The sequence below is a fragment of the Floccifex sp. genome (assembly GCF_051873495.1).
GTDB lineage: Bacteria > Bacillota_I > Bacilli_A > Erysipelotrichales > Erysipelotrichaceae > Floccifex.
Window position 1 is genome coordinate 1 of sequence record NZ_JBJEEX010000017.1, and the last position, 3141, is coordinate 3141.

Sequence of the window (3141 nt, forward strand, 5' to 3'; positions counted from 1 at the left end):
ATCAGTGCTTTAAAAGTCTAATATTAATTGTCAATGTCTTAACTTAATGACATTGATTACTATAGTATGCGGTTTCATAAAAGCTTAATTTAAGCTAAATAGTACTTTTTAATAAAAAGGAAAAGGTTTCTTATGATTAAAAAAGCGGTATTAAAGAAATTATTTGAATTAAGTCCAATTGAACAAAAGCAAATTAAAGAGCATCAATTCGTCAACGATCTTTCGCCTTATGTTTGGTCTAAAGACAATAAAAATAGGATGATCAATCGAAAGTTGCTTAGTCATCACTCTATTTATTTAAGTAAGCATAACCGTTTTACTTCTTATCCTCTGCATAGTCATCAATTTGTAGAAATTAACTACATGCTCCAAGGTGAATGCAATGAAATGGTTGAAGGCAATCCAATTCATCTTGAGGAAGGCAGCGTCTTAATGATGGATATTGGTTGTCATCACAGTGTTGGTCAGTTAAATAAAAATGATCTGATGATTAACTTAATTTTTAATAATAAGAATATTTCCTTTAAATTCCTTGATAAAACTCACAAAAAAGACAGTTTCCAGTTTCATTTATCAGTATCTTTTCAATATTTCTTTACAGAATCATAATAAGCAGAAATTTGTTATTTTCCCTAAAAATTCTGATATTACAGATACAATGGACGATATTATTTTTTCTGGCTTTAGTTATCGCGGTATGATCATCGATAATTATTTTAATATTTTATTAGCTAAAATCATTCGTAACTATCCAATGATTGAAAAGCAGATTTATGATAATCAACAACAGCTATTAGTCGATCTTTTAACTGAAATATCTAATAACTATAAAACAATTTCTTTGGGTAAATTAGCTACTAAATACGGCTATACCAAGCCCTACTTAAGCAGTTTAATCAAGAGTCTATCTGGTCAGACTTTCATTCAGCTTCGTACCAGAAAACGATTAGAACAGGCTAAATATTTACTTAATTCTAGCTCTTACTCAATAGCCAAGATCTGCAATCTAGTTGGCATTCATAACCAAAATTCTTTTTATACTAAATTTAAAGAACAATACCATATGCTACCTAATGACTACCGAAAAAAGAATTATTTAAACGATACTTTCATCTAATCTGCTAAAATGAAAGTACATAGTTAGAAAGGCCAAACAAATGAAAAAACAAATGAAAAATATTTATTTTAATCATGATGGTAATATTGACGACTTAGTTTCTTATCTTTTGCTTTTGCAAGCACCAGACATCAAATTACTCGGTGTAGGTGCCATTGACGCGGATGGTTATATTGACCCGTCCGTTGAAGCTTGTCGCAAAATGACTGATTTATTTAATTTACGTGGTGATAAATTATCAGTAGCTCGTTCCAATTCAAGAGCTGTTAACCAATTCCCACACGAATGGCGTATGGCAACTTATTCATTCAATTATTTGCCAATGTTAAACGAAAAAGGTCATATCGATACCCCACAAGCAGAACTTCCTGCTCACCTGGATATGGTAGAAAAGATCAAGAAATCCAAAGAACCTGTAACCTTAGTAATGACTGGTCCTTTAACCGATTTAGCCCGTGCCTTAGACACCGATCCAGATATCGAAAAGAACATTAAGAAGCTCTATTGGATGGGCGGTTCACTCGATGGTCACGGCAACGTTGCTATGGTTAATGCAGACGGCAGCCAAGAATGGAATTCATTCTGGGATCCATATGCTGTTAAGCGAGTTTTTGATTCTGATATCAAAATTCAAATGGTTGGTTTGGAAAGTACTGAAGAATTGCCTCTTAATGATAAATTGAGACAACACTGGGCAAGCTTGTGTAAATACCCTGCTATGGACTTAGTTGGTCAAGGATACAGCATGATTGTTTCAATCCCAGCTGCGGAATTATATTTATGGGATGTTTTGACTACTGTTAGTGCACTTTATCCAGAAGTAGTAGAAACAGAAGTAACTCATGCTAAAGTGATTACTGATGGTTTAAGAGCTGGTAGTTTTGACCGTGATCCAAATGGACGTGAAGTTACCTTAGTTACCAAGGCACACAAAGATCTATTCTTTAAAAAGATGGACGAAATTTTAGAAAGAACCAAGTAGCTTTATGGATAAATTCGATCAATTTACAGACTGGGCAATAGAATTGCAAAGTTTAGCTCAAGCTGGTTTGACCTATGGCCATGATAAATTCGATCTTGAGAGATATCAACGTATTCGTGAAATTGCGACAGAAATGATGACCAAAAAAACAGGTTTACCCACAAAGAAAGTTAGAAGTCTTTTTTGTAATGATTCTAGCTATCCTACACCTAAAATTGATACCCGTGCAGCAATTTTTAAAAATGACAAAATCTTATTAGTTAAAGAAAGCGATGGTCGTTGGTCCCTACCTGGCGGTTGGTGTGAAATTAATTTATCACCAAAAGAAAACTGCATTAAAGAAACTAAAGAAGAATCAGGACGAAACGTTGAAATAATAAAATTAATTGCAGTTCATGAACGTAACCAACATAATCAACCACCATATGCTTTTGGCGTTGAAAAATTTTTCTTTCTATGTAAAGAATTAGGTGGAATGTTTATTCCCAATGACGAAACAACAGCTGCTAAGTATTTTGGAATTAATGAATTGCCTGAACTATCTCCTGGCAAGAATAATTTAGAACAAGTAAAAATGTGTTTTAAGGCCAAAGATGATCCATACTGGATAGCATATTCAGACTAAAAAAACACAGAAAAGCTTTCAAAACTTTTCTGTGTTTTTCTTTTGATCTAAATATTAATAGAATTAAATACGACCTTGAGTTAATTCAGCACGTTGTGCGAATTGAACATAAAGGTTAGAACCATTAGCTGAAAGGCCTTCAATTTCTCTTCTTACGTTGAAACGATAGTGCTTCTTAGCAGTACCATTTTTACCGACCTTGAAGATATGATCATTGAAACCAATGTAGAAGTTACCATTACCGTAAGTGAAACCTTGAACTGGTGAATTTGAAACAAATCTACCCTTAGTTGCACCAACTTCAGTAGCAGTCCAACTGTCACCACTTCTAGTTAACTTCCAGTATTCGTAATTGTTGTAATCACCATTGTAGAACAATGCATACATGGTATTGTCACCAACGAAAGTAGCATTGTG

5 protein-coding genes are annotated in these 3141 nt (G+C 33.6%); 4 read left to right on the forward strand and 1 reads right to left on the reverse strand.

The genetic code is table 11. From position 1 onward, the window contains the following. Positions 1-132: 132 nt before the first annotated feature. From ACI313_RS01160 to ACI313_RS01175, 4 genes are read left to right on the forward strand one after another with little or no spacing between them, the layout of a single operon-like run. Positions 133-609, forward strand: coding sequence for an AraC family ligand binding domain-containing protein (locus ACI313_RS01160; protein ID WP_014565757.1), 477 nt, complete (start codon positions 133-135; stop codon positions 607-609). A gap of 49 nt (positions 610-658) precedes the next feature. Next, positions 659-1117 carry a helix-turn-helix domain-containing protein gene (locus ACI313_RS01165; protein ID WP_439755082.1) on the forward strand — a complete coding sequence of 153 codons (459 nt, stop codon included), beginning with the start codon at positions 659-661 and terminating at the stop codon, positions 1115-1117. Positions 1118-1157: 40 nt separating this feature from the next. Further along, entirely contained in the window at positions 1158-2099 is a 942-nt protein-coding gene (locus ACI313_RS01170) for a nucleoside hydrolase (RefSeq protein WP_439755083.1), read from the forward strand. Between the two features lie 4 nt (positions 2100-2103). Further along, on the forward strand, positions 2104-2724 hold the full coding sequence (locus ACI313_RS01175) for an NUDIX hydrolase N-terminal domain-containing protein (protein WP_271868545.1): 621 nt from the start codon (positions 2104-2106) through the stop codon (positions 2722-2724). A 63-nt stretch (positions 2725-2787) separates the two neighbouring features. Here ACI313_RS01175 and ACI313_RS01180 read toward each other — a convergent pair. Beyond that, positions 2788-3141 (reverse strand): hypothetical protein (locus tag ACI313_RS01180; protein ID WP_439755084.1); only part of this gene is annotated, 354 nt, incomplete at its 5' end.